This window comes from Streptomyces sirii, assembly GCF_045690365.1.
Classification (GTDB): Bacteria; Actinomycetota; Actinomycetes; order Streptomycetales; family Streptomycetaceae; genus Streptomyces; species Streptomyces sirii.
The window spans coordinates 5,434,995-5,460,398 of the sequence record NZ_CP147982.1 but is presented as its reverse complement, the minus strand read 5'-3'; the positions used below and the strand labels follow the sequence as shown (position 1 = coordinate 5,460,398).

23 protein-coding genes, 1 pseudogene and 1 riboswitch are annotated in these 25,404 nt (G+C 72.0%); of the genes and pseudogenes, 12 read left to right on the top strand and 12 right to left on the bottom strand.

Annotated elements, in window-relative coordinates; all coding sequences use genetic code 11:
• Nucleotides 1-71: 71 nt before the first annotated feature.
• Nucleotides 72-746 (bottom strand): DUF998 domain-containing protein, encoded by a 675-nt coding sequence (locus WAB15_RS24770; protein ID WP_399148619.1) that lies wholly within the window; start codon nucleotides 744-746, stop codon nucleotides 72-74.
• 403 nt (nucleotides 747-1,149) lie between these two features.
• On the opposite strand from WAB15_RS24770, the gene WAB15_RS24765 reads away from it, so the two are divergent.
• Together WAB15_RS24765 and WAB15_RS24760 are read left to right on the top strand one after the other, a co-directional pair.
• Nucleotides 1,150-1,872 (top strand): response regulator transcription factor, encoded by a 723-nt coding sequence (locus tag WAB15_RS24765; protein ID WP_407289289.1) that lies wholly within the window; start codon nucleotides 1,150-1,152, stop codon nucleotides 1,870-1,872.
• On the top strand, nucleotides 1,869-3,581 hold the full coding sequence (locus WAB15_RS24760; RefSeq protein ID WP_407287586.1) for a sensor histidine kinase: 1,713 nt from the start codon (nucleotides 1,869-1,871) through the stop codon (nucleotides 3,579-3,581). The genes WAB15_RS24765 and WAB15_RS24760 overlap by 4 nt, the downstream gene beginning before the upstream one ends.
• Before the next feature lie 5 nt (nucleotides 3,582-3,586).
• Here WAB15_RS24760 and WAB15_RS24755 read toward each other — a convergent pair whose 3' ends face one another.
• Nucleotides 3,587-4,039, bottom strand: coding sequence for a hypothetical protein (locus tag WAB15_RS24755; protein WP_399148621.1), 453 nt, complete (start codon nucleotides 4,037-4,039; stop codon nucleotides 3,587-3,589).
• A gap of 359 nt (nucleotides 4,040-4,398) precedes the next feature.
• Here WAB15_RS24755 and WAB15_RS24750 point away from each other — a divergent pair, with 359 nt between their 5' ends.
• From WAB15_RS24750 to WAB15_RS24740, 3 genes and pseudogenes are all read left to right on the top strand, one after another.
• Entirely contained in the window at nucleotides 4,399-4,824 is a 426-nt protein-coding gene (locus WAB15_RS24750; RefSeq protein ID WP_407287585.1) for a hypothetical protein, read from the top strand.
• Nucleotides 4,821-5,120 carry a hypothetical protein gene (locus WAB15_RS24745; protein WP_407287584.1) on the top strand — a complete coding sequence of 100 codons (300 nt, stop codon included), beginning with the start codon at nucleotides 4,821-4,823 and terminating at the stop codon, nucleotides 5,118-5,120. The genes WAB15_RS24750 and WAB15_RS24745 overlap by 4 nt, the downstream gene beginning before the upstream one ends.
• 28 nt (nucleotides 5,121-5,148) lie before the next feature.
• A pseudogene (locus WAB15_RS24740) lies at nucleotides 5,149-5,469 on the top strand (hypothetical protein); the annotation flags it as partial.
• A gap of 206 nt (nucleotides 5,470-5,675) precedes the next feature.
• Here the strand turns inward: WAB15_RS24740 and groL are convergent.
• From groL to thrC, 4 genes are all read right to left on the bottom strand, one after another.
• Nucleotides 5,676-7,298 (bottom strand): chaperonin GroEL, encoded by a 1,623-nt coding sequence (gene groL / locus WAB15_RS24735; RefSeq protein ID WP_399148624.1) that lies wholly within the window; start codon nucleotides 7,296-7,298, stop codon nucleotides 5,676-5,678.
• A gap of 401 nt (nucleotides 7,299-7,699) precedes the next feature.
• A complete protein-coding gene (locus WAB15_RS24730) occupies nucleotides 7,700-7,903 on the bottom strand; it encodes a cold-shock protein (RefSeq protein WP_010035953.1) in 204 nt (67 codons plus the stop codon).
• A 480-nt stretch (nucleotides 7,904-8,383) separates the two neighbouring features.
• Nucleotides 8,384-8,662: a MoaD/ThiS family protein gene (locus WAB15_RS24725; protein WP_016578817.1), complete on the bottom strand. Its 279-nt coding sequence runs from the start codon at nucleotides 8,660-8,662 to the stop codon at nucleotides 8,384-8,386.
• A gap of 57 nt (nucleotides 8,663-8,719) precedes the next feature.
• On the bottom strand, nucleotides 8,720-10,012 hold the full coding sequence (gene thrC, locus WAB15_RS24720) for a threonine synthase (RefSeq protein WP_399148625.1): 1,293 nt from the start codon (nucleotides 10,010-10,012) through the stop codon (nucleotides 8,720-8,722).
• A gap of 17 nt (nucleotides 10,013-10,029) precedes the next feature.
• Nucleotides 10,030-10,179, bottom strand: a riboswitch (SAM riboswitch).
• Between the two features lie 198 nt (nucleotides 10,180-10,377).
• On the opposite strand from thrC, the gene WAB15_RS24715 reads away from it, so the two are divergent.
• The 3 genes from WAB15_RS24715 (at nucleotide 10,378) to WAB15_RS24705 (ending at nucleotide 13,920) form a co-directional block, all read left to right on the top strand.
• The gene (locus WAB15_RS24715; protein WP_407287583.1) at nucleotides 10,378-11,334 is read left to right on the top strand and encodes a glucosyl-3-phosphoglycerate synthase; all 957 of its coding nucleotides are present in this window, start codon (nucleotides 10,378-10,380) and stop codon (nucleotides 11,332-11,334) included.
• Between the two features lie 48 nt (nucleotides 11,335-11,382).
• Nucleotides 11,383-12,822, top strand: coding sequence for a trehalose-6-phosphate synthase (locus WAB15_RS24710; RefSeq protein ID WP_407287582.1), 1,440 nt, complete (start codon nucleotides 11,383-11,385; stop codon nucleotides 12,820-12,822).
• Nucleotides 12,823-12,999: 177 nt separating this feature from the next.
• On the top strand, nucleotides 13,000-13,920 hold the full coding sequence (locus WAB15_RS24705; RefSeq protein ID WP_407287581.1) for a polysaccharide deacetylase family protein: 921 nt from the start codon (nucleotides 13,000-13,002) through the stop codon (nucleotides 13,918-13,920).
• Between the two features lie 56 nt (nucleotides 13,921-13,976).
• Here WAB15_RS24705 and otsB read toward each other — a convergent pair whose 3' ends face one another.
• The 3 genes from otsB to WAB15_RS24690 all read right to left on the bottom strand — a co-directional run bounded on the left by otsB (nucleotide 13,977) and on the right by WAB15_RS24690 (nucleotide 17,490).
• Complete coding sequence (otsB, locus tag WAB15_RS24700; protein ID WP_407287580.1) at nucleotides 13,977-14,891, bottom strand: trehalose-phosphatase; 915 nt, start codon at nucleotides 14,889-14,891, stop codon at nucleotides 13,977-13,979.
• Between the two features lie 276 nt (nucleotides 14,892-15,167).
• Entirely contained in the window at nucleotides 15,168-15,446 is a 279-nt protein-coding gene (locus WAB15_RS24695) for a DUF3263 domain-containing protein (RefSeq protein WP_407289288.1), read from the bottom strand.
• 775 nt (nucleotides 15,447-16,221) lie between these two features.
• Complete coding sequence (locus WAB15_RS24690; protein WP_407287579.1) at nucleotides 16,222-17,490, bottom strand: extracellular solute-binding protein; 1,269 nt, start codon at nucleotides 17,488-17,490, stop codon at nucleotides 16,222-16,224.
• 252 nt (nucleotides 17,491-17,742) lie between these two features.
• Here WAB15_RS24690 and WAB15_RS24685 point away from each other — a divergent pair, with 252 nt between their 5' ends.
• From WAB15_RS24685 to pfkB, 3 genes are all read left to right on the top strand, one after another.
• The gene (locus WAB15_RS24685; protein WP_407287578.1) at nucleotides 17,743-18,699 is read left to right on the top strand and encodes an ROK family protein; all 957 of its coding nucleotides are present in this window, start codon (nucleotides 17,743-17,745) and stop codon (nucleotides 18,697-18,699) included.
• A complete protein-coding gene (gene nagA, locus WAB15_RS24680) occupies nucleotides 18,699-19,919 on the top strand; it encodes an N-acetylglucosamine-6-phosphate deacetylase (protein ID WP_407287577.1) in 1,221 nt (406 codons plus the stop codon). Before WAB15_RS24685 ends, nagA begins: the two co-directional genes overlap by 1 nt.
• A gap of 197 nt (nucleotides 19,920-20,116) precedes the next feature.
• A complete protein-coding gene (gene pfkB / locus WAB15_RS24675) occupies nucleotides 20,117-21,043 on the top strand; it encodes a 1-phosphofructokinase (RefSeq protein ID WP_399148633.1) in 927 nt (308 codons plus the stop codon).
• 21 nt (nucleotides 21,044-21,064) lie between these two features.
• On the opposite strand, the gene WAB15_RS24670 is transcribed toward pfkB, so the two are convergent.
• Both WAB15_RS24670 and cdgB read right to left on the bottom strand, forming a co-directional pair.
• Complete coding sequence (locus tag WAB15_RS24670; protein WP_407287576.1) at nucleotides 21,065-21,973, bottom strand: CBM35 domain-containing protein; 909 nt, start codon at nucleotides 21,971-21,973, stop codon at nucleotides 21,065-21,067.
• A 266-nt stretch (nucleotides 21,974-22,239) separates the two neighbouring features.
• Entirely contained in the window at nucleotides 22,240-23,904 is a 1,665-nt protein-coding gene (cdgB, locus tag WAB15_RS24665; RefSeq protein WP_407287575.1) for a diguanylate cyclase CdgB, read from the bottom strand.
• A gap of 337 nt (nucleotides 23,905-24,241) precedes the next feature.
• Between cdgB and WAB15_RS24660 the strand changes: the two genes are divergently transcribed.
• A complete protein-coding gene (locus WAB15_RS24660) occupies nucleotides 24,242-24,856 on the top strand; it encodes a flavin reductase family protein (protein ID WP_407287574.1) in 615 nt (204 codons plus the stop codon).
• Between the two features lie 76 nt (nucleotides 24,857-24,932).
• Here WAB15_RS24660 and arfB read toward each other — a convergent pair whose 3' ends face one another.
• Complete coding sequence (arfB, locus tag WAB15_RS24655; RefSeq protein ID WP_399148637.1) at nucleotides 24,933-25,361, bottom strand: alternative ribosome rescue aminoacyl-tRNA hydrolase ArfB; 429 nt, start codon at nucleotides 25,359-25,361, stop codon at nucleotides 24,933-24,935.
• Nucleotides 25,362-25,404 lie beyond the last annotated feature (43 nt).

The window sequence follows — 25,404 nt, the reverse complement described above, 5'->3', positions numbered from 1 at the left end:
GGGCAACGCCCGCTTCGGTCAATCCCGCGGTGCGGCCCCACCCCCCTGTGCCCGCCGCGAGTGACGCACCGTCACACGATTGACGGCCGCCGGTACGACCTGGCCAGCTCCGCGGCCAGCACGGCGAACCACACCCCCACCAACGCCAGATGCGCCCGCTGCGAGACACCGTGCCAACCGGGCCGGCCGAAGAGCGGCCCGACCGTGCACACCGCGGTCGGCAGGGCCAGCGCCAGGACACGCGGGCCCCAGCGGCGGACCACGTCCAGGCGGGGCCGTGCGGTCACGGCGGCCCGGCCGAGCAGCGCCATCGAGGCGAACACGAAGAAGTGGGCCAGTGCGCTGGTGAGGGTGTGGCCGGGGTGTACGGCCGCGCAGGCCGGTTCCACCGAGGGCGCGCAGCGCATCGGCAGCAGGACATCGGCGACGGAGGACATCCCGAAGCCGACGAGCGCCAGCCAGCCGCACCGCGCCCAGCCGTCCTGCGCGAAGCCGTACGCCAACAGCGCCCCTACGACGACGAGTACGGCGCAGACGCTCTCGATGCCGGCGAAGAGCGGGCGGAAGGGCTGGTCGGCGGCGTACAGCTCGCTGACGTACGAATGGCGCGGGTCCAGTCCGGTCGGCAACAGGAACTCCAGGAGCCAGCCGTTGTAGAGCACGGCCGACACCGCGAACGGCAGGGCGCTCACGCGCACCGCTCGCCGGACCGGACGCGCCTCGTGGGCGACTTCCAGCGTCGTCACCGTTCGCAGTGGAGTCACCGCACCAGGTAATCACGGCGGGTCGCGGGTGTTCGGGAGCCCCGTCCGGAGTGGTGCGCGCGCCCGCGTCCGGGGCGGAGGTTTGCCGTCGGGGGCGCCACAGAGAACCCACAAGATTGCCGCTTACCTTCCTGGTGCGGCTACCTTGCACGGCGTGCCGTCGGTGGATGGGGCAGTGGCGGTGGACCAGAACGGCGTCGACAGTGAACTGCACACGATGCGGTGGCCCGGTGATCCAGGGGCCGGACGGCCAATGGTGCTGCAACAACTGCGGGGCGAGCGGCTGAGCCGCCCGACGAAACGGTTCAGCCGCCCGACGAAGCCGTTCAACCACCCGATCGAGCGGCTGAGCCGGCCGCCCGACGAGACGAGAGCGGAGCCTGGAATGTGCGCGGCCAAGCGCCTCGACCGAGTCCTGGTCGTCGACGACGACGCGATGATCCTGCGGTCCCTCGGGCGCGGCCTGCGGCTGAACGGCTTCGCCGTCGCGCTCGCCGAGGACGGCCCGACCGCCCTCGCGGAGCTGGCGGAGCGCCCCCCGGACGTGGTGGTCCTGGACGTGTCCCTGCCGGGGATCAGCGGCACCGACGTCTGCCGCACGCTGCGGGCCGGCGGGGACGAGGTGCCGGTGCTGATGCTGTCCGCGTTGGACGAGCTGGAGGACCGGGTCGCCGGCCTGCAGGCCGGGGCCGACGACTATCTCGTCAAGCCGTTCGCGCTCAAGGAACTGGTGCTCCGGTTGCAGGCGCTGCTGCGCCGCCGCCCGCCCGTCGGCAGGGACGCGGTGCAGGTCGGTGACCTGGTCCTGGACACGGCCGCACGCGAGGTGACGTACGGGGGTGTGGAGGTCCGGCTCACCCGGCGGGAGTTCGAGCTGCTGGAGATCCTGGCCCGCAACGCGGGGGTGGTGCTCACCCGCGACCAGCTTCTGGACCGGGTGTGGGGCTACGACTTCGACGTACGTACGGACGCCGTCGACACCTTCGTCAGCTATCTGCGCCGCAAGACGGAGGCCGGGGGCCGGCCGCGCCTGGTGCACACCGTCCGCGGCGTCGGCTTCGTACTGCGGGCGTCGGGATCCGGATCCGGAGCGGAGGCCGCGCGATGAGGCTCTCCACCCGGATCGCCCTGGCCATGGGCATCGCCATGCCCCTGCTGGTCCTGGGCTCGGGGGCGCTGCTGCTGCGCCTGGTCACCCATGACGTGCACGCCGAGCAGGACGCCCATCTGCGGGAGCGGGCCGCGGTGCTGCTGCCGACGGCCAGGGGGCTGCTGCGGACCGAGGAGAGCGGCCGGCCGCGGCAGGCGGCGAACCAGGAACGGCGGCTGCTCGACGCGGGCCTCGACGTCGGGGTGCGGCTCCTGACAGCCGGGGACGGGTCGACCGCGGACGGATCGGCGACGCCCGGGAGCGGCGGCGGGAAGGGCGGCGGCCCGGACGCCACCACGCGCGGCCCGGACGCCACCACGCGCGGGCAGGACGCGGCCAAGGGCGGGCAGGCCGCCACGGTCGTGCGGCCCTCGTACCGGGTGGTGGCCGAGGCCGGTCCCCGGCCGGACGCCGGCGCACGGCTGCCGGCCGCCGCACCCGACCACCCGGTGACCGTACGGGCCCACGGGCACGCCTGGCGCGCGCTGTCGGTGGAGGTGCGCGGCGCCGGCGCACGGTCCGGCCCGCGCGGCGTGCTGTGGGTGTTCTCCCGCGGATCGGCCGGGACCACCGAGATCGACGCCGTACAGCAGCGCATCCTGGTGGTGGCGCTGATCACCGCACCGCTGACCGGGCTGCTCTCCTGGGCCATCGCCGAACGCGCCACCCGGCCGCTGCGCCGGCTCCAGCACCGCGCCGGCGGCCTGGACCCCGGCACCAGCACGGCCCGCCTGGAGCACACCCCGTCGCGGGTCACCGAGGTGGACGACCTGTCCCGCACCCTGCAGACCGTCCTGGCCCGGTACGACGAGCAGGCGGCGCGGACCCAGGAGGCGCTGGCCACCGCGCGGGCCTTCTCCGCGACCGCCTCACACGAACTGCGCACCCCGCTGATGGGCATGCAGACCAACCTGGACGTCCTCGCCGACCACCCCGACCTCGACCCGGCCGACCGCGCGGAGGTCCTGGAAGACCTGCACGCCGGACAACAGCGGCTGATGAGCACGCTGATCGCGCTCCGGGCGCTCGCCCAGGGCGACCTGGTGCAGGCCGACGCCTTCGGACCGGTCGACCTGTCCGAGCTGGTCGCCGTGGCGGTGGACGAGGTGGAGCGGCACCATCCCGGCGCCCGGCTGACGCTGCGCCTCACCCCCGGGCTGAGGCTGAGCGCCTGGGAGCCGGGGTTGCGGATGGCGGTCGAGAACCTGCTGCGCAACGCGGTGGTCCACGGGAGCCGGCCGGGCGCGGCGGCACGGGTCGAGGTGGTGCTGCGGCCGGGCGGCTCGCCGGCGGAGCCGGTCGCCGTGCTCACCGTGGACGACGAGGGTCCGGGCATCGTGCCGCAGGAGCGCCGGCAGGTCTTCCAGCGCTTCCACCGGCGTACCGGCAGCCCCGGCTCGGGGCTGGGGCTGACCCTGGTGGCCCAGCAGATCGCCCTGCACCGCGGCACCGTGGAGATCATGGACCGGCCTACGGGGACCGGCGCCCGGTTCGAGGTGCGACTGCCGCGGCCCGTCGACGTGGAGGCCGACACCCGCACCCTGCAACTGCCGCTGCGCCGCACCTGGTTGAGCGAGGGCCCGGACGGGATGGGGCTCGCACCGGAGTCCGCGCCGGGGGCCGTACCGGAGGCCGCGCCGGGCTCCGTACCGCCGCCCAAGGCCTGAGCCCGTCACCAGCCCTCCTGGTGCCGGGGCTCCCTGACCACCCGTGTCGTCGTCCGGGTCGTGCCCGCGGAGCACGTCACCGAGCGGAACCGCTCGCCGACCTCGGCGACCCAGAACGCATCGCCGAGCGTGAGGGCCTGGACGGACAGACCGCGCCGCCCTCCCCGGAAGGACACCTCGACGACGTCGGCGCCGGGCGGCAGCTGCCCCCACGCCAGCGACCAGCGCGTCGCCGCCCGGCCGCTGTGCCGGCCGCCCCTGAGCGGGGAGAAGCACAGCGTGCTCACCACGGACACGTCGACCAGTCCGGCCCCGTTGTACACCTCCAGCGCCGGGCGGCCCTCGGAGCCCCGCGCGAGGCGCAGCAGCCAGCCGCTCAGGGGCAGCCGCAGGGCACGGGGCCCGAGGGCGGTGAGGGTGGCGGAGCCCGTACCCGTACGGGAGGGCTCGTCCGGCATGAGGAAACCACCGCAGTCCACTGTGTCTCCCGGGGTTCGACGGCTCGGTGCGTGCGCCGGCACCGACGCGGCCGCCGAAGCGGGCGCGCGCAGACGCTCAACTGCCCCGGAGCGTAAGGACTCTCCTTGTGGATTCCTTGTGTCACCGAACGCCTCCGGGCCGCCGCTGCCTCCGCTCCTCCAGGGGACGACGTAGACCGCCACGGCAGCGGACGACGCACTCCGCGCCGAGTCACAAGATCCCCACAAAGAAGGCTCCTACGTTCTGTGCCGCGGCCGGTCCGCCTCCCCGTGAGGCCGGATGCGGCCGGGTCCAACCATCTGTGGAAACCCATTCGTTCCTGGAAGGGAGCACCACCATGCAGCGTCCCAAGAGCGCCGTGGCAGGAGTTCTGGCCGCCTTCGCCCTCACCGGTTCCCTGCTGGCCACGGCGGGGCCGGCGAACGCGGCGGACGACGGCCCGGCCCCCACGGCGACGGCCTCGCAGTCCGGCGGCAAGGGCAAGGGCCTTTGTTCTCGGGTGCCGCGGATCGAGGAGCGCATCAACAAGGCGCTCGACCGGCTCAACGGCGATGCGCACACCCGCGGTTCGATCGCGCGGATGGAGGAGCGGGTGAAGAAGGCCCACGCCAAGAACCACGACGCGGTGGCCACGTTCCTCCAGGACCGGCTCACCCACCGCAAGGAGCTGAAGCCGACCCTCACCCGCAAGCTCCGTGACCTCAAGGCCGTCTCGGCCTGGTGCGCGAAGAAGGACGACGCCAAGGGCGGCAGCGGCTCATGAGGCGACGGTCCCGGCGGATCGCGCTGCTGCTGACGGCGGCGGTCGCGGTACCGGTCCTGGCGGCCACCGGCTGTTCGCAGGACTCCGGCCGGGCGTCCTCGGGGGACTCCGCCCGAAGTGGTGCGTCGTCCTCGGCGACACAGGGGTCCTCCGCGTCCGACGGGCCGTCCGGGTCCTCCGGCCCATCCGGCTCATCCGGCTCATCCGCCGAGGAGGCCGAGATGGAGAAGAGGGTCCAGGACGCCGAGAAGGCGGCGGACGATGCCGACGCCGACGCGGCCGAGGACGCGCGGTGAGGAGCCGGTGAGGGAGGCGGGGGCGTCCGTGGGCTCTCCCCCGGGCCCGCACACCGCGGGAGCACGCCGGCTGGGAGGCCGGTACGAGCTGGGCGACCGGCTCGGGCGGGGCGGCACCGCCGAGGTCCACGCCGCGCACGATCTGCGGCTCGATCGCGGCGTCGCGGTCAAGACCCTGCGGTCGGACCTGGTCGGGGCCCCGGAGTCGCTGGCGCGCTTCCGGAGCGAGGCGCGTTCGGCGGCCTCGCTCAACCATCCGTCGATCGTCGCGGTCCACGACACCGACGAGGACGTGGTGGACGGCACGTTCGTTCCGTACATCGTGATGGAACGGGTCGACGGGGCGTCCGCCGTTCCTCGGTGAGGGCGTGATGGATCTGGTGCTCCAGCATGTGGACCCGACCGGCACGTCCGCACCACCCGAACCCGCGCACCACCGCAGACCGGCACGCGCGTACAACGCCGTCGGGGCGGCACCCCCTGGGAGGAGGGTGCCGCCCCGACGTATGTGCGGACGTGTGATCCGGGAGGATCAGCGTTCCGATCCCCAGGGGATCAGAAGTCCATGTCACCGCCCGGCATGCCGCCCGGAGCGGCCGCGGCGGCCTTCTCCGGCTTGTCGGCGATGACGGCCTCGGTGGTGAGGAACAGCGCGGCGATGGAGGCGGCGTTCTGCAGGGCAGAGCGGGTCACCTTCGCCGGGTCGAGGATGCCCTCGGCGATCATGTCGACGTACTCGCCGGTGGCGGCGTTCAGACCGTGGCCGACGGCCAGGTTGCGCACCTTCTCCACGACGACGCCACCCTCGAGACCACCGTTGACGGCGATCTGCTTGAGCGGGGCCTCCAGGGCGAGCTTCACGGCGTTGGCACCGGTCGCCTCGTCACCCTCCAGGTCCAGCTTCTCGAAGACCGAGGAGGCCTGCAGCAGGGCCACGCCACCGCCGGCGACGATGCCCTCCTCGACGGCCGCCTTCGCGTTGCGAACGGCGTCCTCGATGCGGTGCTTGCGCTCCTTGAGCTCGACCTCGGTCGCGGCACCGGCCTTGATGACCGCAACACCGCCGGCGAGCTTCGCCAGGCGCTCCTGCAGCTTCTCGCGGTCGTAGTCGCTGTCCGAGTTCTCGATCTCGGCGCGGATCTGGTTGACGCGGCCCTGGACCTGGTCGCTGTCGCCGGCACCGTCGACGATGGTGGTCTCGTCCTTGGTGATGACGACCTTGCGGGCGCGGCCGAGCAGGTCGAGACCGGCGTTCTCCAGCTTGAGGCCGACCTCCTCGGAGATGACGGTGCCACCGGTGAGGATGGCGATGTCGCCGAGCATGGCCTTGCGGCGGTCGCCGAAGCCCGGGGCCTTGACGGCGACGGACTTGAAGGTGCCGCGGATCTTGTTGACGACCAGGGTCGACAGGGCCTCGCCCTCGACGTCCTCGGCGATGATCAGCAGCGGCTTGCCGGACTGCATGACCTTCTCCAGGAGCGGCAGCAGGTCCTTCACGTTGCCGATCTTGGAGTTGACGATCAGGATGTACGGGTCGTCGAGCGACGCCTCCATACGCTCCATGTCGGTGGCGAAGTACGCCGAGATGTAGCCCTTGTCGAAGCGCATACCCTCGGTGAGCTCCAGCTCCAGACCGAAGGTCTGGGACTCCTCGACGGTGATGACGCCTTCCTTGCCGACCTTGTCCATGGCCTCGGCGATCAGCTCGCCGATCTGGGTGTCGGCGGCGGAGATGGAGGCGGTGGAGGCGATCTGCTCCTTGGTCTCCACATCCTTGGCCTGCTCCAGCAGGGCGGCGGAGACGGCCTCGACGGCCTTCTCGATACCGCGCTTGAGGGCCATCGGGTTGGCGCCGGCGGCGACGTTGCGCAGGCCCTCGCGGACCAGAGCCTGGGCCAGGACGGTCGCGGTCGTCGTGCCGTCACCGGCGACGTCGTCCGTCTTCTTCGCGACCTCCTTGACCAGCTCGGCGCCGATCTTCTCGTACGGGTCCTCGAGCTCGATCTCCTTGGCGATGGAGACACCATCGTTGGTGATCGTGGGGGCGCCCCACTTCTTCTCGAGGACGACGTTGCGGCCCTTGGGGCCGAGGGTGACCTTGACGGCGTCGGCGAGCTGGTTCATCCCGCGCTCGAGACCGCGCCGTGCCTCCTCGTCGAACGCGATGATCTTGGCCATGTGAAGTGGTCCTCCCGGACGGGGTGGATTTCTCCGGATCGGCACCCGTGCCCGCGACGGACGGCCCGTGCGCCGTGTGGTTCCTTGCCCCACCCGGCGTCCGGACCTCACCGGCCCGATCCAAGTTCTGTCACTCTCACTCGGAGAGTGCTAACGCCAATGATTAGCACTCGGGCAGGGCGAGTGCAAGCCACCTGGAGGGGGTCATCGAGGGGCGGCGGGTGGGTGAGGGGTGTGCGGCGGGCGGGCGCGAGCCGCCCGGCGGGCACCGACGGGGCACCGCGCGGCACCGCGCGACCGCAGGCGACGGGGGCTCAGGTCCCGTCGCCTGGAGGGCAGGCAGAAGGCCCGTACCCCTCGACGGGGTACGGGCCTTCTCTACGCTGCAGTCGGCCCGCGCCTCAGGCGCTCACCCTGACCATGTCCGCCTGCGGCCCCTTCTGGCCCTGCGAGATCTCGAACTCGACCCGCTGACCCTCCTCAAGGGTGCGGTAGCCGTCCATCTGAATCGCGCTGTAGTGGACGAATACATCCGCACCACCGTCGACCGCGATGAAGCCGTACCCCTTCTCCGCGTTGAACCACTTGACGGTGCCCTGAGCCATGCCTAACTCCCCTATTACTGGCCCTTGCGCAGGACCGCACTCCGCGGACCCGGGTCAGACCTCACCCCGCGAAATGGCCCGTGGGGTGTGCGCCGGAACGCGTCGACCGCCGCTGAATGTATCTGCACCGATGCCCAGCGCAACAGGTCAATCGGACGAGAATTCTGGCGCCGCGGAATCGGCAATAGGCGATGAAATCCCGTTTCTCCGGGGCAAGTCGGGCCGGGCATAGCTCACGTAAGCGACAAATGCCGCACACACTTTGAGCACAACTCTCCGCGGTTTCCTATGCGTTCGGCACGTGCGCGGAGTTATCCGGAACGGGGATCACCACAATGGTATCCCCTTTCACTAAGCGGAATTGCCCCGTCCGATTTCAACGGACGGGGCAATTCCGGTCAAGTGGGTGAAGAGATGGCGCAAATTAGCGCCCCTGGTGGTCGATCGGTGGAGACCGATCGACGGCCACCGGGCACGTTCTCAGCAGCCGCCGGCGACCGCCGGGATGATGGAGACGCCCGCACCGTCCGGCGTCGGCGTCTCCAGGCCCTGCTCGAAGCGCACATCGTCGTCGTTGACGTAGACGTTCACGAAGCGGCGCAGCTTGCCGGCGTCGTCCAGTACACGGGCCGCGATGCCCTGGTGGTTCTTCTCCAGGTCGGCGATCACCTCGGAGAGGGTCGCGCCCTCGGCGGTGACCTCGGCCTCACCACCGGTGTACGTACGGAGGATGGTGGGGATGCGGACCTTGACGCTCATGGTTCTGCCTTCCGGACAGGTTGGGGGAGTACGGGTACGGGTGCGTGGAGCCGTGGCTCAGCCTGCCAGGCCGGCCTCGCGGAACGCGTCCAGACTCGGGCGGATCGTGGCCGTGGGCCCGGACGTCGGCGCGACGGCGTCAAGCGTCTTGAGGCCGTCACCCGTGTTGAGGACGACGGTGGTCAGGGACGGGTCGAGCACACCGTCCTCGATCAGCTTCCTGGTGACGCCGACGGTCACACCGCCCGCGGTCTCCGCGAAGATCCCCTCCGTCCGGGCCAGCAGCTTGATCGCGTCCACGACCTGCTCGTCGTCGACGTGCTCCACCGCACCGCCCGTACGGCGCGCGATGTCGAGCACATACGGGCCGTCGGCCGGATTGCCGATCGCCAGCGACTTGGCGATGGTGTTCGGCTTCTGCGGGCGCACGACGTCGTGCCCGGCCTTGAAGGCCGTCGACACCGGCGAGCAGCCCTCCGCCTGGGCACCGAAGATCCGGTACGGCCGATCCTCGACCAGCCCGAGGGCGATCAGCTCCTTGAGCCCCTTGTCGATCTTCGTCAGCTGCGAGCCGGACGCGACGGGGATGACGATCTGGTCCGGGAGCCGCCAGCCCAGCTGCTCGCAGATCTCGTACGCCAGCGTCTTGGAGCCCTCGCCGTAATAGGGGCGGAGGTTGACGTTGACGAAGCCCCAGCCCTCGCCCAGCGGGTCGCCGATGAGCTCCGAGCAGAAGCGGTTGACGTCGTCGTAGTTGCCCTCGATGCCGACCAGGTCGCCGCCGTAGACGGCGGCCATGACGACCTTGCCGGCCTCCAGGTCGTGCGGGATGAACACGCAGGACTTGAAGCCCGCGCGGCGGGCCGCGGCGCCGACCGCGCCGGCGAGGTTGCCCGTGGAGGAGCAGGACAGCGTCGTGAAGCCGAAGGCGCGGGCGGCCTCGACGGCGATCGCGACGACCCGGTCCTTGAAGGAGTGCGTCGGGTTGCCGGAGTCGTCCTTGACGTAGAGGGCGCCGGTGACGCCCAGCTCGGCGGCGAGCCGGTCGGCCTTGACGAGCTTGGTGCCGCCGGGGTTCAGATTCGGCTTGTCCGCCACGTCGGCGGGGACGGGCAGCAGCGGGGCGTAGCGCCAGATGTTGTCCGGACCGGCCTCGATCTGCTTGCGCAGGGCCTCGGGGTCGCCGCTCGGCAGCTCGTACGCCACCTCCAGCGGCCCGAAACAACTCGAGCAGGCGAAGAGCGGCCCCAGGTCGAAGCGCTCACCGCACTCGCGGCAGGACAGCGCGACGGCGGGCCCCAGAGCGACGGGGGAGGCGTTTTCGGTGACTTCGGTGCTGTACACAGCCATGGAGGCGAGGCCCTTTCTCCTCATCTTCCTCATGGCGCATCTCGCCATGAGACGGATTTGGCACCTTCCCTAGCCGGGAGCCTCGCGCGCGATGATCGCGACGGAGACCGACTGGAGGGTTGCCGGGGCTTCAACGGGCCGTTTCCCTCTGCCCCTCTGGATGAGCGGTATGGCGCTGGGGCGAAACCCAGGCGTTTGTGGCGCGGCGACCCCGACATGCGACGGCCATCCGCGTTGTTCAAGACTGTAACCGAAGGCACTGACAGTTGAGATAGTCGTCCGAACCGCGAGATGGATCACAGAATGGCCCACACGATGGATTGCCTACCGGTCGCGGCACCGGCGGCCACCGAGGAGTCGTAGACGTGCTGGAAGAGGTGGAGCGCTGGCTGAGCAGCCGCTCCTGGTCGGCCGCGGACCGTCCGCTGGAGCAGCTGCTGGAGGCCAAGCGCCAGACGGGCCGTACGGTCAGCGTCGTGCTGCCCGCGCTGGACGAGGAGGCCACGGTCGGCGCGATCGTGGCCGCGATCCGCGCCGAGCTGATGAGCGGCGCCGTCCCCCTGGTCGACGAGCTGGTGGTGCTGGACTCCGGGTCCACCGACCGCACCGCCGAGGTCGCGGCCGCGGCCGGCGCCCGGGTCGTCCACCGCGACACCGTTCTGCCCCGGCTGCCCGCGCTGCCCGGCAAGGGCGAGGTCCTGTGGCGCTCGCTGCTGGTCACCACCGGCGACATCATCTGCTTCGTCGACGCGGACCTGCGGGAGTTCTCCGCCACCTTCGTGTCCGGGATCGTCGGCCCGCTGCTGACCGACCCCGACGTCCACTTCGTCAAGGCGATGTACGACCGCCCCCTGGAGACCGGCGGTCGCCCGGGCGAGCAGGGCGGACGGGTCACCGAACTGGTCGCCCGCCCGCTGCTGAACCTCCACTGGCCGCAGCTGGCCGGCTTCGTCCAGCCCCTGGGCGGCGAGTACGCGGCCCGGCGCTCGCTGCTGGAGCGTCTGCCCTTCCCGGTCGGCTACGGCGTCGAGCTCGGCCTGCTCGTCGACGCCCTGCACACCGTCGGCCTCGACGCGCTCGCCCAGGTGGACGTCGGCGTACGCAGGCACCGCCACCAGGGCGGCCAGGCCCTCGGCCGGATGGCGGCCGCCATCTACCGCACCGCCCAGCTCCGCCTCGCCCGCGGCCACCTGGTGCGCCCCCGGCTCACCCAATTCGACCGCGGCGAGGAGGGCTTCGTCCCCCGCACCACGGACGTGGACACCGAGGAGCGGCCGCCCATGGCCGAAATACCGGAGTACGCGGCGCGGCGGGCGGCCTGACCCGTGTCCGTACGTTTGCGCGGTTCTGCGGCGGGTTAATGTCGCGACATGGTCTCCGAGCGCAGTGCGGTCCGGGCAGGTGCCGAGGTTCTCGTCGCGTCCAATCGCGGGCCGGTGTCGTACGCCGTGGGGGAGGACGGGGCGCTCGGCGCCAAGCGGGGCGGGGGCGGGCTGGTGTCCGGGCTGTCGGCCATCGGCCCCGACACGAACGCGGTGTGGGTGTGCGCGGCGCTCGGTGACGGGGACCGGGAGGCCGTACGCCGGACCGGGGGCACCCTGGCGCCGGAGGACACCGGCGGACAGCGCGTCCGCATGCTGGACATCCCGTCTCAGGTGCACGCCGACGCCTACAACGGCATCGCGAACTCGGTGCTGTGGTTCGTCCACCACATGCTCTACCAGACGCCGCTGGAGCCGGTCTTCGACGCCGGGTTCCGGCAGCAGTGGGGCGCGTACGAGACGTACAACCGCGCCTTCGCCCGGGCCCTCGCCGACGAGGCCGCCGAGGGGGCGGCGGTGCTGGTGCAGGACTACCACCTGGCGCTGGTGCCGGGGATGCTGCGTGCGCTGCGGCCCGACGTGCGCATCGCGCACTTCTCCCACACGCCGTGGGCGCCGCCGGACTACTTCCGGATGCTGCCGGACGAGGTGGCGCGGCAGCTGCTGGAGGGCATGCTGGGCGCCGATCAGCTGGGGTTCCTCACCCACCGGTGGGCGGACGCGTTCACCGCGTGCTGCGCCGAGGTCACCGGCGGCACCGGGGGCACCCGGATCGGTGCGTACGGGCTCGGGGCGGACGCCGACTTCCTGCTGGAGCGGTCGCGGCGGGCGGATGTCGAGGAGCGGCTGGCCACCCTGCGCGAGCAGATCGGCACCGGGCCCGACGGGACGGCGCGCAAGACCATCGTCCGGGTGGACCGGACCGAACTGTCGAAGAACATCGTCCGCGGCCTGCTGGCCTACCGGCAGCTGCTGGCGGAGGAGCCGTCGTGGCGCGAGCGCGTGGTGCATATCGCCTTCGCCTACCCCTCGCGCCAGGACCTGGCCGTCTACCGGGAGTACACGGCGGCCGTCGGCCGGCTCTCCGAGGAGATCAACTCCGAGTACGGGACGGACACCTGGCGTCCGGTCGTCCTGCATGTGAAGGACGACTTCGCACGGTCGCTGGCCGCCTACCGCCTGGCGGACGTGGCACTGGTGAACCCGATCCGGGACGGGATGAACCTCGTCGCCAAGGAGATCCCGGTGGTGTCGGAGCAGGGCTGCGCACTGGTGCTGTCACGGGAGGCCGGCGCGCACGAGGAGCTGGGCGGCCACGCCCTGACCGTCAACCCGTACGACGTCAGCGGCACGGCGCGGGCGCTGCACGAGGCGCTCTCGATGGACGCCGGGGAACGCGGCGAGCGCACGGCGCGACTGGCGGCGGCCGCCACCGCACTGCCGCCGGCCCAGTGGTTCCTCAAGCAGCTGCGGGCGTTGCGGGGCTGAGACGAGGACGGGGGCGCCCGGCTGGGCGTCGGGGGCCTCCCTGCCGGGTAGCCCGCCGGGGACTGTGACCGGCGTCACCCCTCACCACCTTGAGCTTCACATCGATGTGAAGGTTCGAGGCTGCGTACCAGGAAGCACGCCACCAGTACGCACCCGAACAGAGGCGAGGCAAGAGCGATGAACCACCGGCTCCTGGCTGACCGACCCGTAGCCGATCAGCCCAGGGAAAACGACCTCTACGACTACAGCCCGATAGTCGATCGCGCACCGATCCGGTGGCCGGGCGGCGCCCGGGTCGCCTTCTACGTGGGCCTGAACATCGAGCACTACCGGATCGACCGCCCGTCGACGAGCACCTTCCCGGGCACCGCGGAACTGACCCCGGACCCGCTGAACTACGGCTGGCGCGACTACGGCCCCCGGGTCGGCGTCTGGCGGCTGATCGAGAGCCTCGACCGCCACCGGATACGCGCCAGCGTGCTGCTCAACTCCGACGCCGGCGAACGCTATCCGCAGATCGTCGAAGCGGGCCGGGCCCGCGACTGGGCGTGGCTCGCCCACGGCAAGAACAACTCCACCTTCCAGGCCGACATGACGCCCGACGAGGAACGCGCCTACCTGACGGAGGTGGTCACCAGCATCGAGCGGACCACCGGCCGGCGGCCGCGCGGCTGGATGGGGCCGGCGCTCACCGAGACCTTCCGCACTCCGGAGCTGCTCGCCGAGCTCGGGCTGAGCTACGTGCTGGACTGGACCAACGACGACCAGCCGTACCGGCTGAACGTGCCGGGGATGCTGAGCGTGCCGTACTCCGTCGAGCTCAACGACATCGGCCTGTTCGTCAGCAAGGGCCTGACGGGGCCGGACTTCGTGCAGATCGTCAAGGACCAGCTCGACCAGCTCCACGAGGACGCGGCGGACAGCGGCCGGGTGATGTCCCTGGCCCTGCACCCGTTCGTCATCGGCCAGCCGTTCCGCCACAAGTACCTGGACCAGGCCCTCACCCACATCGCCCACCACCCCGGCGTATGGCTGACCACCAGCGACGAGATCGCCGCACACTACGCACGGACGGCGACGGGGGCGGCGGCGTCGTGAGCGGGGCGTCGTCACACTCGAACCGAACGCTCAATCCAAACGCTCAGCCCGAACGCTCACCTCACGGCGAGGTGGTCCGCGAGGGCGCCGAGCAGTTCCACCACCCCGGCGGGGCCGTCGACCACCAGGTCGGCGCGGTCGGCGAGTTCGGTCACCTCGGCGCTGCCGCTGCAGACCAGGACGCCTGCCAGGCCGTCGGAGCGGAGCTTGTCGACGGCGGCGAAGGCCGCGAGGTCGCCGAGGTCGTCGCCGGCGTAGAGGACGGTCGACGCGCCGGTTTCGCGGACCCATTCGGCGAGGGCCACGCCCTTGTCCATGCCCGGAGGCCGCAGCTCCAGGACGTAACGCCCCGGTTCGACGATCAGGCCGTGGCGTTCGGCGAGCGCGGCGAGGGGGGCCCGCAGGCGGTCGAACGCGCCCTGAGGGTCGTCGGCGCGGCGGGTGTGGACGGCGATGGCCTGACCGCCCTTGCGCTCGATGGCGGTCTCGACCCAGGTGCCGTGCCAGACACCGGAGGCGTCCAGTACGCCGGGGAGTTCGGCCTGTATGGCGGCTACGCCGGGGTGCGGGGCGGGAGCGTGGACGGTGCCGGTGGCCGCCTCCCAGCGCTCGACGCCGTAGTGGCCCAGAACGGTGAGGTGGTCCAGGCCGGGGACGGAGTCGAAGCCGCCGAGGCGGACCGCGAGGGCGGCCGGGCGGCCGGTGATCACCGCGGCCGCGCGCAGCCGAGGCACGAGGCGGCCGAGGGCGGCGACGGCGCCGTCATGGGCGCGGGCCTTCTCCGGGTCGGGGACGATGTCGGCGAGGGTGCCGTCGAAGTCCAGGGCGACGACTGCGCGTTCGGGGTGGGCCAGCAGCGCGGCGAGGCCGTCGCGGCCGGCAGGCGTGTGCGGTGCCGGCACGGAGCCGGGCGCACGCTCGGGTTCGGGTGACGGCTCTGAGTGCGGCGCGGCGTTCGGGGAGCTGCCCATGCGCCGACCCTACCGGCGGGGGACCGGCGCACGGCGGGTGTACGGGCGCATCGCGCCGGCGGGTTGGAGCCGGGTGGGCGTCGAACCGAACCGGGCGGGTGTCAAACCGAACCGGGCAGACATGGAACCGAACCGGGCAGGCATCGAACCGCTCTGCCGCCTCCCGAGTCACCGCGCTCGCCCTGGCTCGGGGCCTGCGCCGCGGGCCCCGTGCCACTTGGCCACGCCGCGCATCACGCGACCACGCAGTGCGTCGCCCGGCCACGCCCCGCGTCGTCAGCGGCGGGCGCGGCGCGCTTCGCGTACCCGGCGCAGGCGGTTGATGGTGACGGGGTCGTGAGCCAGCGCGCGGGGGTCGTCCAACAGGGCGTTGAGGAGTTGGTAGTAGCGGGTCGGGGATATTCCGAGCCGCTCACGGATGGCCCGCTCCTTGGGGCCGGGGCCCGGCCACGAGCGGCGCTCCACGGCGAGCACGGCCTCGTCCCGGGCGGAGAGCCCCGATGCGCCTTCGCCGCCTATGGATCGCCCGGCGGCCGCACGGTCGTCGGCGCCCACACTCTCTGCGGAATCCGTGGCGTCCTCACGGTCCGTGGCGTCCTCACGGTCCGTGGCGTCCTCACGGTCCGTGGCGTCCTCACGGTCCGTGGCGTCCTCACGGTCCGTGGCGTCCTCACGGTCCGTGGCGCCCTCACGGTCCGTGGCGCCCTCACGGTCCGTGGCGTCCGCACCGTCCGCGGCGCCCAAAGCGCCGACGGAGTCCGAGCCGGCGGAGTCCACGGCACTCGCGGAGGCCACAGCATCCGCGGAGTCCGAAGCGCCCGCCGGGCCGCCGGCTTCCGCGCCGCCGGCTTCCGCGCCGTCTGTTCCGCTCGCCCCGCCCATGTCCTCCGTACCGCCGGCCGTCGTACCGCTGTCCCCCGTACCGCTCGTCGTCACGTTTCCACGATAAGCGCATGGTCGGACAGGGCCCCCGCCTCCTGCCTCTCGCCTCCTGCCTTAGCAGCGCTTGTCTGCCTTGGCGGCCTCCACTCATTACGGCAACGATTACGGAGAGTAATCAGTTCCCTCGGAGTGTAACCGCGGTGGGCCTCGGCGTTCCAGGGCTGTGTACACCTCGGTGCTCTATGCCCGTGTGCGCCTCGGTACCGCGGGTCGGGGATATGCCGAGCCGCTCCATGCCTTGTGTGTGCCCCGGTGCCCCGGGGTCGCATGCGCGTCGGCCGGTGTTCCAGGCCAGTGCACTTCACTCACCCCTACCGATGAACGACCGCCGCCCGCCCACGGACGACGGCCCGTCGCCCCGGCGGCTCCCCGCCCGGGCCCCGTCCCCTCACCCCGCCGCGTTGTCCGCCGCGTCCGCCGTGTTCTGGATGTCGGTGAGGACGCCGGCGGGGTTGCCCTTCGGACCGACGGCGGCGCCCATCTTGGCCTTGACGGTCTTGGAGACCAGGGGCCAGGAGGTCTTGTCCGCCGGGTAGAACTCGGCGGTGGCCAGCTGCTTGAGGAAGCCGTGCAGCTTGGCGTACTTGTCGTCGGCGAGCATCGCCTGGGAGGCGGAGGTGGTGACCGGCAGCAGCCCGTACTCGCCGGAGAACTTCACGACGTTTTTGTCGCTGTAGACGAAGTCGAGGAACTTGCCGACCTCCGCGCGGTGGCCGTTCTGCTTGAAGGCCATCATCCAGTCGGCGACGCCCATGGTGGCCTTGGCCTTGCCGTCGACGCCGGGCAGTTCGACGGTGCCGTAGTCGATGCCCTTGGCCTCGGCCTGCTTCATCAGGGTGGGGTGGCCGTTGAGCATGCCGACCTCGCCGTCGACGAAGCCCTGGAAGGCGTCCTCGCGGTTGAGCTGGGCCGGGTCGGTGCCGGTCAGGCCCTTGCCGACGAGGTCCTCCTTCAGCCAGTTGAAGGTCTTGATGTTCTCCGGCGAATCGATTCTGTACTTGCCGATGCCGTCGGTGTAGCCGCCGCCCCCGCTGAGCATCCACATCAGCGTCTCGGCCTGGGTCTCCTCGGGGCCGAGCGGCAGCGCGTAGGGCATCTTCACGCCGCGCGCCTTCAGCAGCTGGGCGTCGCGGGCGATGTCGCTCCAGGACTGCGGCGGGTTGGCGATGCCGGCCTTGGCGAACAGCTTCTTGTTGTAGAACAGCCGCCGGGTGCTGGCGCCGAAGGGCAGGCCGTACTGGACGCGCTGGTATTCGCCGGCCTCCGCGAGGGAGGGGGTGAAGTCGGCCTCGGTGGAGACGGACAGCAACTGGTCGGCGCGGTAGAGCTTGTCGGCGGCGGCGTAGTCGGCGTACGCGCCGATCTGGGCGAGGTCCGGCGCGTGGCCGTCCTTGACGAGGTCCTCGACCTTCTTGTCGACGTCGGTCCAGCTGTAGACCTCGACGTCGACCTTGATGCCGGGGTTCTTCTTCTCGAAGGCGCGGGCGAGCTCGTCCCAGTAGTTCTGGGAGCCGTTGGCCTCGCTGTCCCCGTAGTCCGCCGCGATCAGCTTGAGGGTGACGTCGCCGTCGCCCGAGCCGCTGCCGCAGCCCGTGAGAGTCAGCGCGATGGTGGTGGCGACCGTCGCCGCCGCCAAGCTCAAGTACCGCCGCTGCACCGCTGTTACCGCCCTTGTCCGTGCCCGAAATTGCGTGCTTGCCGGGTGTGGCAACGCCGTCCGGGGGATCGCCCCAGACCGGCGTGAACAGCGAAATCCTCCCGCGTTCCCCTCAAGGTCTACACCACCGGCGGTCCGGCTCCGGTACCGGGTTCCCACAGTTCCTTCACTCACCGGACTCCTGCGGTTCTCTTCGCGATCCCCCGGTGAGTGGACTAGACCTTTCAGGGCGGATCGCGCGAAACTGTTCCCGTGAGACACGTCATCGCCCTTGATGTGGGCGGCACCGGGATGAAGGCCGCCCTCGTGGGGGTGGACACCGCACCGTCGAAGGAGGCGCCGCCCGCCCTGCTGTACGAGGCGCGGCGCCCCACCGGCCGCGAGCACGGCCCCGCCGCGGTCGTCGAGGCCATCCTCGGCTTCGCCGCCGAGCTGCGCGACATCGGCGCGGCACGCTTGGGTGCCACCGCCGAGGCCGCCGGCGTCGCCGTCCCCGGCATCGTCGACGAGCGGTCCGGCACCGCCGTCTACGCCGCGAACCTCGGCTGGCGGGACGTACCGCTGCGGGCGCTGCTGTCCGAGCGGCTGGGCGAGGTGCCGGTGGCCCTCGGCCACGATGTGCGCACCGGCGGTCTGGCCGAGGGCCGGATCGGCGCCGGCCGGGACGCCGACCGCTTCCTGTTCGTCCCGCTGGGCACCGGTATCGCGGGCGCCATCGGTATCGGCGGCCGGATCGAGGCCGGTGCGCACGGCAGCGCGGGCGAGATCGGCCACATCGTCGTACGGCCCGGGGGCCGGGTCTGCGGCTGCGGGCAGCGCGGCTGCCTGGAGACGCTGGCCTCGGCGGCCGCGGTGGGCCGGGACTGGGCGGCGGTCTGCGGTGATCCGGGGGCCAGTGCGGCGGACGCGGCGAAGGCCGTGGAGTCCGGTGACGCCCGCGCCCGTGCCGTATGGCAGGACGCGGTGGACGCGCTGGCCGACGGTCTGGTGACCGGGCTCACCCTGCTCGACCCGCGGACGGTGATCATCGGGGGCGGGCTCGCCGAGGCGGGCGACACGCTGTTCGTCCCTCTGCGGGAAGCGGTCCGCCGGCGCGTTACGTTCCAGCGGCTTCCCTCGATCGTTCCGGCGGCCCTGGGGGACGCCGCCGGGTGCCTGGGCGCGGGGCTCCTCGCCTGGGATCTTCTCTCCACGGAGGTAACCGCCTGATGGCACAGCAACAGTCCGCGCAGCCGGCTGCGGGCCCTGTCCGCACCACCCTGGCCGGCGCCCGGATCGCCCGGCCGTCCGGTGTGGTCGACGGCGGCCGGATCATCGTCGAGGGCGGCCGGATCGCCGGTGTCCACAGCCGCGACAGCGACCGGGACGCCGAGTGGGAGGCGGGCGGCGCGGACGTGGTGGACCTTTCGGGGCATCTGATCGTCCCGGGGTTCGTCGATATGCACGTCCACGGCGGAGGCGGCGGTTCCTTCTCGTCCGCCGACCCGGACGAGTGCATGACGGTGATCGGGACCCACCGGCGGCACGGCACCACCTCGATGCTGGCCTCCACCGTCACCGGCGAGCTGGATGAACTCGCCCGGCAGGCGGGGGTGCTGGCCGAGCTCGTCCAGCAGGGCGAGCTGGCCGGTATCCACTTCGAGGGCCCGTTCATCTCCCCGCAGCGCTGCGGCGCCCACCAGCCGGGCCTGCTGCGCGATCCGGATCCGGCCGATGTGCGGGGGCTCGTCGAGGCGGCGCGCGGCACGGCGGTGATGATGACGGTCGCGCCCGAGCTGCCCGGCGGTCTGGAGTCGGTGCGGCTGCTCGCCGACGCCGGGGTGATCGCCGCGATCGGCCACACCGATTCCTCCTACGACGCGACCCGGCAGGCCGTCGACGCGGGCGCCACGGTCGCCACCCACCTGTTCAACGCGATGCCGCCGCTCGGCCATCGGGCGCCGGGTCCGATCGCCGCGCTCCTGGAGGACGAGCGGATCACCGTCGAGCTCATCAACGACGGCACCCATCTGCACCCCGCGATGCTCCAACTGGCCTTCCGCGACGCGGGGGCCGGGCGGGTCGCGTTCATCACGGACGCCATGGGCGCGGCGGGGATGAGCGACGGGATGTATCCGCTCGGCCCGATGCGGGTGGAGGTCAAGGACGGTGTGGCGCGGATCAGCGAGGGTCCGACGGCGGGTTCGATCGCGGGTTCCACGCTCACTTTGGACCGGGCGTTCCGGCGGGCGGTCACCGTCGACGGTCTGACGGTGGACCAGGCGGTGCGGGCGCTGTCGGCGAACCCGGCCCGGCTGCTGGGCATCGGTGACCGGGCCGGTTCCCTGGAGGCCGGCAAGGACGCCGATCTGGTGGTGCTCGATGCGGCGTACGACGTGGTGGGTGTCATGCGGCGGGGCGAGTGGGTGGTGCGCCCGCGGGGGGTGTGAGGCTCCGCGGCGGCACCAGGGCGGCTACGCAGGGTGCCGCCCCTTGCCGGTAGTCGGTGACCGCACGGCGGTTACCCCGGGTCTGGGCCAACCCCGGTCGGCGATGGCATGATCGCTCGCGCACTTGTCCGCATGCCACCGCCGAGTGCGGTCGCCCGCTCACGGCCGCCCGGCCATGACTGCCCGGAGGGGGGACCATGATCCTCACGGTCACGCTGAACGCCGCCCTGGACATCACCTACCGCGTGCCCCGGCTCCGTCCGCACAGCGCCCATCGGGTCACCGAGGTGTCCGAGCGCCCTGGTGGCAAGGGCCTGAACGTCGCCCGTGTGCTGGCCGCGCTCGGCCACCGTACGGTCGCCACCGGCTTCGCGGGCGGCGGGACGGGGGACGCGCTGCGGGCGCTGCTGGCGGAGACGGAGGTCACCGACGCGCTGGTCCCGGTCGGCGGCGCCACCCGCCGCACCGTCGCCGTCGTCGATGCGGCGTCCGGGGACACCACCCAGCTCAACGAGCCGGGTCCGACGGTCTCGCCGGCCGAGTGGGACGCCTTCCTCGGCACGTATCGCGAACTGCTGGGCGAGGCGCGGGCGGTGGCGCTGTGCGGCAGTCTGCCGCCGGGTGTCCCGGTCGATGTCTATGCCCGTCTGACCCGTGCCGCGCGGACCGCGGGTGTGCCGGTGCTGCTGGACACCAGCGGTGAGCCGCTGCGCCGGGGGCTGGCCGCCCGGCCCGATCTGGCCAAGCCCAACGCCGATGAGTTGGCGGCGCTGACCGGCAGCACCGAGCCGCTGCGGGCGGCCCGTGACGCCCGGCGCCGCGGCGCCCATGCGGTGGCGGCTTCGCTGGGTGCGGACGGCATGCTGGCGGTCACGGCGGACGGTGTCTGGCAGGCCGCGCCGCCGCGGCGGTTCGCGGGCAATCCCACGGGTGCCGGTGATTCGGCGGTGGCCGGTCTGCTGTCCGGTCTGGTGGAGGGGCTGCCGTGGCCGGACCGGCTGACGCGGGCGGTGGCGCTGTCGGCGGCGACCGTACGGGCCCCGGCGGCCGGCGAGTTCGACGCCTCGACCTATGAAGAGCTGCTGGCGGGCGTGGTGGTGACGGATCGTCCGGCGGTGGCGTGAGGCCCGGTGGTCAGGTGTGCCTCAGGGCCTGGCGAGCCAGATCTGGTCGAGGTTCGCGTCGCACTGGTTGCCGCTCTCGCAGGACAGCTTGATGGTGTTGGTGCCCTGGTTGAGCTGGACGAGCGACCAGGTCTTGGTCCAGCCCTTGTCCCAGGCGCCTTCGGGGGCGTGGGCGAAGTTGCCGAGGTTGATCGGGCGGCTGTCGGCCTTGCCGTTGACGTTCAGGGTGAGGTTGGCGTCCTTGCCGGGCACGCCGTAGCCGACGTAGAGCTTGTACTGGCCGGCTTTTTCGACGTCGACGGTCCAAGTGGTGGACGCGCCGGGGGTGTTCATGCCGGCGACGTAGGTCCCGCCGGAGGAGCGGGCGCCGGGGATGTCCTTGGCGGTGCTGGCGCCGCCGTCGAGCCGCAGGCTGCCGGCGTCCTCCTTGGGCAGTTCACCGGGCTTGGGCTTGCTGGTGGGCTTGTCGGGCTTGACGCTCTCGGCGGCCGTGGGTCCCGGCTTGCCGGCGTTGCCGGAGTTCTTGTCGCCGCGGTTGTTGGTGAGCATGGCGACGCCGATGCCTATGCACACCACGGCGACGACGGCGACGGCGCCGATGAGCAGGCCGTTGCGGCGGCGCGGTTCGTGGCCGCCGCGGCCGGCGGCCGGGACGGTGCGGGTGCGTTCGCCGCCGGGGAGGGTCTCGGGTGCGGCGTAGCTGGCGTTCTGCTGCCCGTAGGTGACCTGCTGCTGGGCCTGCTGGCCGTACTGGCGCTGGCCCACGGCGCGCACCTGGTTGTAGGACGTGCGCGGAACCCCCGGCTGCCGGGCCGCCGCGCCGTCGCCCGCCGAGCCCGGTGCGCCGTCCTGGCCGCCTTCCGAGCGGTAGAGATAGGCGAACGGGTCGTCGTTCTCCGGCGTGTCCGCGCCGTTGTTGCCGGCCGTCATTCCGTGTCACTCCCAAGCGATCTGTGCGCGTCGTGTACGTGTTGGTACGCGTGCGCAGAGGTCTCTGCGCGCTGTGTCTTCGGGGCCCCCGGCGGCGCCGCGCCGCATCGGCGCAGCCTACCCCGTGATGGCCCGGCCACACCGGCTCCGGAGGGCCACAAGATCGCTACAGATCGGTGAACAGATCGGTGAGCTGCTGGTGTGGTGGCCGCGGGCGGCGGATGTGAGATGCGCGGCATGCCGTGCGGCCGCGGCGGGCGGCCCGGTCAGCCGGCCGCTCGCCGGTTGGCCTTGGAGCGGGAGCGTTTTTCGACGTACATCCGCTGGTCGGCGGATTCCAGTACTTCCTCGGCCGTCATTCCGCAGCTGGCCCAGCCGATGCCGAAGCTGGCGCCGACGCGGACGGCTCGGCCCTCGACGCGGATCGGCGGGATGATGGCGTTGCGCAGGCGGACCGCGAGGTCGGCGGCGTCGGCGGTGCCCAGGCCGTCGGCGAGCACCACGAACTCGTCGCCGCCGAGCCGGGCGACGGTGTCGCCGTCGCGGACGCCGCTGGTCAGCCGGCGGGCGACCTCGATGAGGACGGCGTCGCCGGTGTTGTGCCCGAAGCGGTCGTTGATCGACTTGAAGCCGTCGAGGTCGCAGAAGAGGACGGCGAGTCCCTTGGAGCCGTCGTCGGCCGGTCCGTCGGCGGGGGCGATGAGGTGGACGTGGTGGTCGAGGGGGGCGGGTGCCTTGCCTTCGAAGCCGTCGATGCCGTCGAAGGGCTCCTTGCCGTCGGTGCGGAAGCCGTGCGGGTCGCTGGGGTGGCCGACGGAGGCGTAGGCGTCGGCCATCGAGCCCGGTGGGCGTGAGCACAGCCGGGCGCCGAGCCGGGCGCGCAGTTCGGCGCTGTTGGGCAGTCCGGTCAGGGAGTCGTGGCTGGCGCGGTGGGCGAGCTGCAGCTCGTGGCGCTTGCGCTCCTCGATGTCCTCGACGTGGGTGAGGAGGTAGCGGGGGCCGTCGGCGGTGTCGGCGACGACGGAGTTGCGCAGCGAGACCCAGACGTAGGTGCCGTCGCGGCGGGCGAGGCGCAGCTCGGCGCGGCCGCCTTCGGCGGAGGTGCGCAGCAGGGTGCCGATGTCCTCGGGGTGGACCAGGTCGGAGAAGGAGTAGCGGCGCAGGCCGGAGGCGGTGCGGCCGAGCAGCCGGCACAGCGCGTCGTTGGTGCGCAGCAGCCGTCCGTGCTGGTCGCCGCCCATTTCGGCGACGGCCATGCCGCTGGGTGCGTACTCGAAGGCCTGCCGGAAGCTTTCCTCGCTGGCGCGCAGGGCCTGCTGCTCGCGCTCCAGCCGGACCAGGGCGCGCTGCATGTTCGCTCGCAGCCGGGCGTTGCTGATGGCGATGGCGGACTGGAAGGCGTACATCTGCAGGGCTTCCTGGCCCCAGGGGCCGGGGCGGCGGCCGTTGCGCGGGCGGTCGACGGAGATCACTCCGAGCAGTTCGCCGCCGCCGTTGCCGGCGGTGTACATGGGCGCGAAGAGGCGGTCCATGGGGTGCCACTCGTCGGGGAAGCGGGGTGCGGGGCCGGCGGTGTGCCACTGGGGTACGTCGTCGTCGTCCAGTACCCAGCCCTCGGTGTACGGGATGAAGCACAGGTCGCCCCAGCGTTCGCCCATGGACAGTCGGCGGTCCCAGGAGGCCCGGGAGCCGACCCGTCCGGCCATCAGGGCTTCGGCGCCCGCGCTGCCGGCGACGGCGGCGACGACGAGGTCACCGTCGGGGCGGACGAGGTTGACCGCGGACAGCTCGTAGCCGAGGCCGGTGAGCGCGCCGTCGGCGACGGTCTGCAAGGTGTCCGCAAGGCTGCGTGCGGTGTTCAGCTCGGCGACCACTTGGTGCAGCTGCCGCAGGGTCGCAAGACGGACGTATGGCTCCGACTCGGTCTCCATCGCTCGCTCTCCCTGAGACCTCGACAGCAAACTCCACGATTCTTCGTCGTCCGATTCCACGCTCACTGAATCACAGTGAGCTGTTCACTCGGTACACAGGGTCAACAATTAGCGCCCGCTGTGACTCAAGTCACAGAGCGTGAGCGAGCTTTGGTGATCTTCGGCGCCCCCATTATTCGAGCCCGCGTTCACTATTTCTACACTTTCTGAACGCAAATTCTGAGGTTCGCGTACTTCCGGGCGCCCACACCCCGGGGGACTCCGTCGTCGGACCTAGGACGCGAGTGGTCCCCGGGCCCGATGCGGCCCGGCGCGGGGGGACGTTAGCGTGCATGGCGTGTTCACGAAAACCCCCGCCGATGCGCCTGCCACCGGGCTCTCAGCCCCCGTCACACCCGCCGTCGCCCCGACATCCGTGCCGGGCGGCGCACCGATCCCGCATTCTGTTGGGGTGAGTGACGACGAGTTCCGTGCCGCCCTGTCCCGCCTCGCCGCCGGCGTGGTGCTGATCACCGCCCACGACCCGGACGACGGGCCGCGCGGCGAGGACGTCGGCATGACCGCCACGGCATTCCTGTCCGTCTCCCTCGACCCGCCCCTGGTGATGGTGAGCGTTCGCAACGACTCACGGATGGACGACCTGCTGGCGGTGCAGCCGCTGTGGGCCGTGTCGGTGCTGTCGGGACACCAGCGGCAGGTTGCCGGACGATTCGCGATGAAGGGCCGCATCAGCGACCGACTGCTCTTCGAGGACATCGCGCACGTAAGGGGTGAAGCGTCCGGCGCCCCGCTCGTCGGGGGCGCGCTGGCGACGCTGGAGTGCCGCACCGAGCAGCGGGTGGTGGCCGGCGATCACACGCTGGTCATCGGGCGCGTGCTGGCGACGTCGGTCCCCAATGAGGACGACGGGCCGCTGACGTACTTCCGGGGGAAGTACCGGCAGTTGGGGTGACCGGGTCGCGGGGCGGGTCGGGCCGGCCGGGAGCGGGGCGCTCCGGGGGCCGCTGGTTCGGCTCGGGGCCGGGGGCTCAGCCCCAGTCGCGGCCCGAGCGACCGCGCTTGGTATCGCCGCGCTGTTTCTTCTCGCGCAGCCGGCGCTCGTTGATGCCTCGTGGGATCCGCGACTTGCGGCGCGGCGCGGGCGGCGGTGCGGTGGCCTGCGCCAGCAGCGCGGCGAGCCGGACGGCCGCGGTCTCGCGGTTGCGCCACTGGGAGCGGTGCTCGGAGGCGCGTACGGACAGCACGCCGTCGATCAGCCGGCCGGCCAGCCGCTCCAGGGCGCGCTCCTTCCACACCGGCGGCAGCGCCTGCGTCTTGACGAGGTCGAAGCGCAGCTCGACCTGGCTGTCGCTGGTGTTGACGTGCTGGCCGCCCGGACCGGAGGACCGCGAGAAACGCCATACGAGCTCGGCCTCTGGAAGGACGACCGAACCGCGGATGACATAGGGCCCGGACATGCGTCCTATGATCCCCCGGGCCGGGGGCCCTCGTCACCCTCTT

What these genes read in the sequence shown, in the direction of transcription:
- WAB15_RS24750 (WP_407287585.1), top strand. Translation starts at nt 4,399, where the DNA reads ATGCAGCGTCCCAAGAGCGCCGTGGCAGGAGTTCTGGCCGCCTTCGCC.
- groL (WP_399148624.1), bottom strand. Translation starts at nt 7,298, where the DNA reads ATGGCCAAGATCATCGCGTTCGACGAGGAGGCACGGCGCGGTCTCGAG.
- WAB15_RS24760 (WP_407287586.1), top strand. Translation starts at nt 1,869, where the DNA reads ATGAGGCTCTCCACCCGGATCGCCCTGGCCATGGGCATCGCCATGCCC.
- WAB15_RS24755 (WP_399148621.1), bottom strand. Translation starts at nt 4,039, where the DNA reads ATGCCGGACGAGCCCTCCCGTACGGGTACGGGCTCCGCCACCCTCACC.
- pfkB (WP_399148633.1), top strand. Translation starts at nt 20,117, where the DNA reads ATGATCCTCACGGTCACGCTGAACGCCGCCCTGGACATCACCTACCGC.
- WAB15_RS24710 (WP_407287582.1), top strand. Translation starts at nt 11,383, where the DNA reads ATGGTCTCCGAGCGCAGTGCGGTCCGGGCAGGTGCCGAGGTTCTCGTC.
- otsB (WP_407287580.1), bottom strand. Translation starts at nt 14,891, where the DNA reads ATGGGCAGCTCCCCGAACGCCGCGCCGCACTCAGAGCCGTCACCCGAA.
- WAB15_RS24765 (WP_407289289.1), top strand. Translation starts at nt 1,150, where the DNA reads ATGTGCGCGGCCAAGCGCCTCGACCGAGTCCTGGTCGTCGACGACGAC.
- arfB (WP_399148637.1), bottom strand. Translation starts at nt 25,361, where the DNA reads ATGTCCGGGCCCTATGTCATCCGCGGTTCGGTCGTCCTTCCAGAGGCC.
- cdgB (WP_407287575.1), bottom strand. Translation starts at nt 23,904, where the DNA reads ATGGAGACCGAGTCGGAGCCATACGTCCGTCTTGCGACCCTGCGGCAG.
- WAB15_RS24725 (WP_016578817.1), bottom strand. Translation starts at nt 8,662, where the DNA reads ATGAGCGTCAAGGTCCGCATCCCCACCATCCTCCGTACGTACACCGGT.
- nagA (WP_407287577.1), top strand. Translation starts at nt 18,699, where the DNA reads ATGGCACAGCAACAGTCCGCGCAGCCGGCTGCGGGCCCTGTCCGCACC.
- WAB15_RS24705 (WP_407287581.1), top strand. Translation starts at nt 13,000, where the DNA reads ATGAACCACCGGCTCCTGGCTGACCGACCCGTAGCCGATCAGCCCAGG.
- thrC (WP_399148625.1), bottom strand. Translation starts at nt 10,012, where the DNA reads ATGGCTGTGTACAGCACCGAAGTCACCGAAAACGCCTCCCCCGTCGCT.
- WAB15_RS24730 (WP_010035953.1), bottom strand. Translation starts at nt 7,903, where the DNA reads ATGGCTCAGGGCACCGTCAAGTGGTTCAACGCGGAGAAGGGGTACGGC.
- WAB15_RS24670 (WP_407287576.1), bottom strand. Translation starts at nt 21,973, where the DNA reads ATGACGGCCGGCAACAACGGCGCGGACACGCCGGAGAACGACGACCCG.
- WAB15_RS24745 (WP_407287584.1), top strand. Translation starts at nt 4,821, where the DNA reads ATGAGGCGACGGTCCCGGCGGATCGCGCTGCTGCTGACGGCGGCGGTC.